The 6,256-nt window shown below is 73.5% G+C and carries 1 protein-coding gene and 2 pseudogenes; all 3 read right to left on the bottom strand.

Going from position 1 to position 6,256, the window contains the following annotated elements; all coding sequences use genetic code 11:
- Positions 1–79: 79 nt before the first annotated feature.
- The gene (locus tag IG74_RS54760; protein WP_037826007.1) at positions 80–3,733 is read right to left on the bottom strand and encodes a type I polyketide synthase; all 3,654 of its coding nucleotides are present in this window, start codon (positions 3,731–3,733) and stop codon (positions 80–82) included.
- Positions 3,663–4,859: pseudogene (locus tag IG74_RS54755) on the bottom strand (acyltransferase domain-containing protein); the annotation flags it as partial. The gene IG74_RS54760 and the pseudogene IG74_RS54755, both read right to left, overlap by 71 nt.
- A 141-nt stretch (positions 4,860–5,000) precedes the next feature.
- A pseudogene (locus IG74_RS54750) lies at positions 5,001–6,245 on the bottom strand (beta-ketoacyl synthase N-terminal-like domain-containing protein); the annotation flags it as partial.
- Between the last annotated feature and the right edge of the window lie 11 nt (positions 6,246–6,256).

Raw genomic sequence — 6,256 nt, 5'->3', positions numbered from 1 at the left:
CACCGAACCCGACGACACCGGCACCTCAAGGCCGCGCAGGAAATCGCCCCGCTCCCGGCCGAAGACCACCGCCCGATGCTCATGCACAGCACGCCCCGACAACAGCGACCAACCCACGTCCACCGGGTCCAGACCATCGTTGGTTCGTGCCACTCACGCCGAAGGAGGAGACTCCCGCGCGGCGCGGGACGTCCGCGCGCTCGGCCCACTCGCGGGACTCCGTAAGCAGCTCAACAGCACCCACCGACCAATCCACATGTGTGCTCGGTCGGTCGACGTGCAGCGTCTGCGGAAGCACACCCTCACGCATGGCCATGACCATCTTGATGACGCCCGCGACACCGGCTGCCGCCTGGGTGTGGCCGATGTTCGACTTGATGGACCCCAGCCACAGCGGCCGGTCCTCTGGGCGCTCCTGACCGTAGGTGGCCAGAAGCGCCTGGGCCTCGATGGGGTCGCCCAGGGTGGTGCCGGTGCCGTGGGCCTCCACCGCGTCCACGTCACCGGCCGACAGACCGGCGTTGGCCAACGCGGCCCGGATGACACGCTGCTGCGACGGACCGTTCGGGGCCGTCAGACCATTGCTGGCGCCGTCCTGGTTCACGGCGGAACCCCGTACGACAGCCAGGACTTCGTGGCCATGGCGGCGGGCGTCCGAAAGCCGCTCCAACAGGAGCAGACCCACACCCTCGCCCCAGCCCGTACCGTCCGCCGCCTCGGCGAACGCCTTGCAGCGGCCGTCGGCGGCCAGCCCGCGCTGGCGGCTGAACTCCACGAACGTGTCCGGCGTGGACATCACCGTCACGCCGCCCGCGAGGGCCAGGTCGCACTCGCCCTGCCGCAGCGCCTGCGCCGCCAGGTGCATCGCGACGAGAGAGGACGAGCAGGCCGTGTCGACGGTGACCGCCGGGCCTTCGAGGCCGAAGGCGTACGACAGGCGGCCGGAGACGACGCTCGCCGCGTTGCCGGTGCCGAGGTAGCCCTCGCCACGGTCGGGGGCGGTGCGCAGGACGTGCTCGTAGTCCTGGCCGTTGGTGCCGGAGAAGACGCCGGTGCGGCTGCCGCGCAGGGTCGCGGGATCGATGCCCGCGCGTTCGAAGGCCTCCCACGCCGTCTCCAGGAGGAGGCGCTGCTGCGGGTCCATGGTGAGGGCCTCGCGCGGCGAGATGCCGAAGAAGTCGGCGTCGAACTCGGCCATGTCGTGGAGGAAGCCGCCCTCGCGGACGTAGCTGGTCCCGGCGTGGTCGGGGTCAGGGTGGTAGAGCTCGGCGACGTTCCAGCCGCGGTCGTCCGGCATGTCACCCATGGCGTCCCTGCCGTCGCGCAGCAGCCGCCACAGCTCCTCGGGCGAGCGGACGCCGCCGGGGAAGCGGCAGCTCATCGATACGATCGCGATCGGGTCGCCGTCGTCCGGCGTGCCCGCGCCCGTAGGGGCGGCGGCCGGGTGCTGGGCGCTGTCGGGCGCCAGGCCGCCGAGCAGTTCGCCGCGCAGGTACGCGGCGAGGGCCGCCGGGGTCGGGTGGTCGAAGACGAGCGTCGCCGAAAGGTGGAGTCCGCTGGCGGCGCCGACGAGGTTGCGCAGTTCGACGGCCGTCAGCGAGTCGAAGCCCAGGTCCTTGAAGGGGCGGGCGGCGTCCACGGTCTTGCCGGCCGGGTAGCCGAGGACGGTGGCGACGTGGTCGCGTACGAGGTCGAGTACCGCCCGCTCCCGCTCCGCCGCCGGAAGGGCCGCGAGCCGCTCAGCGAGCGAGGCCGTGTCCGGGTCCGCGGCCCGCGCCCGCTCCTGCCCGGCGGCCGGCTTCCCCGCCGGGTCTGCCGTGAGGAGCTGGTCAAATAGGTGGCGGGGGCGTGCCGTCGCGTAGCTGGGCGCGTACCGGTCCCAGACGACGTCGGCGAGGGTGACCGCCGCGGAGCCGCCGCCCGTCGTCGCGGCCGCGAGGGCCGCGGCCATGGCGGCGACGGCCAGGTCCGGGTCCATCGCGGGCATGCCGCTGTCCCGTACGCGCTGCTCCACCACTCCGCCGTCGGCCGCCATGCCGCCACCGGCCCACGGGCCCCAGGCCAGGGACAGGGCGGGCAGGCCGAGGGTGCGGCGGTGGGCGGCGAAGGCGTCCAGGAAGGCGTTGGCCGCCGCGTAGTTCGCCAGGAGCCGCGCCAGCGCATCCCGGTCGGCGACGTCGCAGGCCGCGACGGTCACGCGTACGCCCGACTCCTCCAGTTCGGCCCGGAGTTCGGCCGCACCCGGCGCGTCCGGGCCGCGACGGCTGGTGAGCACCAGGTGCTCGGCGCCCGCTCGGGCCAGCCAGCGCGCCACGCGCCCGCCGAGCGCACCGGTGCCGCCGGTGACGAGGACGGTGCCGCTCGGCGTCCACTCCCCCATCGGCGCGTCGTCGGCCGCCGCGCGTATGAGGCGGCGTACGAACACTCCCGAGCCGCGCACCGCCAGCTGGTCCTCACCCGTCGCCGCGCCGATCGCGTCGGCGAGCCGCAGCCGTGCCCGCTCGTCGGGCTGCGGCGGCAGGTCGACCAGGCCGCCCCAACGCTGGGGCTGCTCCAGTGCGGCCACCCGGCCCATGCCCCACACGGGTGCCTGTCGGGGTGCCGTGAGCCGGTCCGAACGGCCCGTGGTCACCGCGCCGCACGTGGCGGCCCACAGCGGCGCCGCCACCTCGGCGTCACCGAGTGCCTGGAGCAGAGCGAGTACTCCTTCGAGCCCGACGGACACCGTCGGGTCGGCGGAACCTTCGCTGTCATCGAGGGCGAGGAGCGACAGGACGCCTCGCGGCAGCTCCGACCCGCCCTGTACGTCGATGAGTTCGCGCAGCTTGCCGCCCAGCGCCTCGCGGTTGGCCTCGTCGGGGCCGACCGGGATCCGGGCCACGCGCGCGCCGCGCTCCTCCAGACCGGCGACCGCCGCCGCCACCCACGGGTACGCGTCCTCGTCGGCGGGCACGACCACCCACCACGTGCCGTCGAAGGCCGCCGGGCTGAGGCCCGTCAACGGCTTCCACGACTCCTGGTACCGCCACCGGCCGACGGTGGAGGTCTCGCGCCGCTGTCGCCGCCACGACGACAGGACCGGAAGCACCTCGCCCAGCGCCCCGCCGTCGGCACCGCCGCCCAGCTCGGCGCTCAGCGACTCCAGGTCCTCGGCCTCCACGGCCTCCCAGAACCGGGCCTCCACCTCGTCGACGTCACCCCCGCCCGCGGGGGCGGCCGTGAACTCCGTGAGGTCCAGCCAGTAGTGGTCGCGCTGGAACGCGTACGTCGGCAGGTCGACAAGGCGCCGGGACTCGACCGGGGCGTACACCGAGGTCCAGTCGACGCCGATGCCCCGTACGTGCAGGTGGGCGAGAGCGGTCAGGAAGGTGTCCGCCTCCGGGCGGTCCTTCCGCAGGGCGGCGATCAGACCAGTCTGCGCGGCGGGCTCGGTGAGCGTGTCGTGCGCCATGGCCGTCAGGACGGCGTCCGGGCCCAGCTCCAGGAGCGTCGAAACGCCGTACTCGGTGAGGGCGTTCAGGCCGTCGTGGAACCGGACCGCCTCACGGATGTGGCGGACCCAGTACTCCGGGTCCTTCAACTCGGCGGTGTCCGCCAGTTCACCCGTGACGTTGGAGACGACCGGCAGTGTCGGTTCCTGGTACGTCAGCTTGGCCGCGACCTCACGGAAGTCGTCCAGGGCCGGGTCCATCAGCGGCGAGTGGAAGGCATGCGACACCTTCAGCCACTTCACCTTCCGGCGCCTGCATCAACCGGCCGCGAGCGGCGACCAGTTGAGCCGCGTCTTCGAGAGACCAGAGCCCGGCCACGTACGCGGCAGCCAGCTCACCGATGGAGTGACCGCCGACGATCTCCGGACGTACGCCGAAGGACTCGGCCAGACGGTAGAGCGCCACCTCGACGGCGAACAACGCGGGCTGCGCATAACCCGTCTGCTCAAGCAGGTCGGCGTCCGGACCATACATCACGCTCCGGAGCGAACGTTCTATCCACGGATCAATATGAGCACACACCTCGTCCAACGCATCCGCGAAGACCGGGAACGCCTCGTACAACTCCCGGCCCATCCCGAGCCGCTGACTGCCCTGACCGGTGAAGACAACGCCCAGGCGGCCTTCGACGGCCGAGCCTGTGACGGCCCCACGCCCGCCGGACGCCACCGCTTCGAGTCCGGCCAGCAGTTCCTCCCGGCCCCTGCCGAGGACGACCGCCCGGTGCTCGTGCACGGCACGGGCCGAGAGCAGCGACCAGCCGACGTCGACCGGATGGGGGCCGCCATCGGCGTCGACGTACTCACGCAGCCGGTTGGCCTGCGCCCGGAGAGCCTCCGCGGTGCGGCCCGAGACCAGCCACGGCACGGCCGTGACCGGCGCGACCGGCTCCACGACCTCCGTAACCTCCTCGACCGGCGCCTGTTCCACGATGACGTGGGCGTTGGTTCCGCTCACGCCGAAGGACGAGATGCCCGCGCGGCGCGGCGCATCGGCGCGCTCGGTCCACTCGCGGGGCTCCGTAAGGAGTTCGACGGCGCCCGCCGACCAGTCGACGTGGGTGCTCGGCTGGTCCACGTGCAGCGTGGGCGGCAGGACGCCCTCACGCATGGCGAGAACCATCTTGATGACGCCCGCGACACCGGCTGCCGCCTGGGTGTGACCGATGTTCGACTTCACGGAGCCGAGCCACAGCGGCCGGTCATCGGAACGATCACGCCCGTAGGTGGCGAGGAGCGCCTGCGCCTCGATGGGGTCGCCCAGAGTGGTGCCGGTGCCGTGCGCCTCCACCGCGTCCACGTCACCGGCCGACAGACCGGCGTTGGTCAACGCGGCCCGGATGACGCGCTGTTGCGACGGACCGTTGGGAGCGGTGAGGCCGTTACTGGCGCCATCCTGGTTGACGGCGGAGCCCCGTACGACAGCGAGGACTTCGTGACCGTGACGACGGGCGTCCGACAGACGCTCCAGGAGGAGCAGGCCGACGCCCTCGCCCCAGCCGGTGCCGTCCGCCGCCTCGGCGAACGCCTTGCAGCGGCCGTCGGCGGCCAGCCCGCGCTGGCGGCTGAACTGGACGAACGTGTCCGGTGACGCCATCACGGTGACGCCGCCCGCCAGGGCCATGTCGCACTCGCCCTGGCGCAGCGCCTGCGCCGCCAGGTGCAGGGCGACGAGGGATGCCGAGCAGGCGGTGTCGACGGTGACCGCGGGGCCTTCGAGGCCGAAGGCGTACGACAGGCGGCCGGACATGACGCTCACGGCGTTGCCGGTGAGGACGTGGCTCTCGATGTCCTGGGGGACGGTGGCCATGCGGGAGATGTAGTCGTCGCCGTTGGAGCCGACGAAGACGCCCGCGCGGGTGCCGCGCAGCGTCGTCGGGTCGATGCCCGCGCGCTCGAACAGCTCCCAGGAGGTCTCCAGGAGCTGGCGCTGCTGGGGGTCCATGGCGAGGGCCTCGCGCGGCGAGATGCCGAAGAAGTCCGCGTCGAAGTCGCCCGCGTCCGGCAGGAAGCCGCCCTCGCGGACGTAGCTCTTGCCCGCCCGGTCGGGGTCCGGGTCGTACAGCTCGGCGAGGTCCCAGCCCCGGTCGGCGGGGAATTCGCCCATGGCGTCGCGGCCGTCGGCGACGAGACGCCACAGGTCCTCGGGTGAGCGGACGTCGCCGGGGAAGCGGCAGCTCATCGCGACGATCGCGACGGGGTCGCCGTGGGTGTCTGCGGCGGTGGCCACCGGGGCGGGCGTGCCGCCGGTCTCGGTGGTGGTGCCGAAGGCCTCCTCGCCCACATAGGCGGCGAGGGCGGTGGAGTTGGGGTAGTCGAAGACCAGGGAGGCGGGCAGGCGCAGGCCGGTGGCGGCCTGGACGCGGTTGCGCAGCTCGACGGCGGTGAGGGAGTCGAAGCCCAGCTCGCGGAAGGCGCGGGCCGGGTCGACGGACTCGGGCGCGGAGTGGCCGAGGACGGCGGCGGCCTGGGTGCGGACGAAGGTGAGGAGGGCGGCGGCGCGTTCGGCGCCGGGGAGGGGGGCGAGGCGCCGTATCCAGTCGGGCCCGGTGACGGCGTGGCCCGCGGGCGCCTCCGCGGAAGCCGGGCCGGTGGACCGCTGCCGCACTTCGGGGAGGGTGTCGAAGAGCCGGTTGGGGCGGGCCGCGAGGAAGCCGGGCAGGAAGGTGTCCCAGTCGACGGCGGCGACGAGGACGGTGGCGTCGCCGCGCTCGACCGCGTCCCGCAGGGCGGCGACGGCCGGTTCGGGTGCCATCGGCGGCATGC

It is taken from the genome of Streptomyces sp. NRRL B-1347 (assembly GCF_000720325.1).
Classification (GTDB): Bacteria; Actinomycetota; Actinomycetes; order Streptomycetales; family Streptomycetaceae; genus Streptomyces.
Note: the sequence above shows the minus strand (reverse complement) of the source record. Positions and strands in the feature narration are given on the sequence as shown.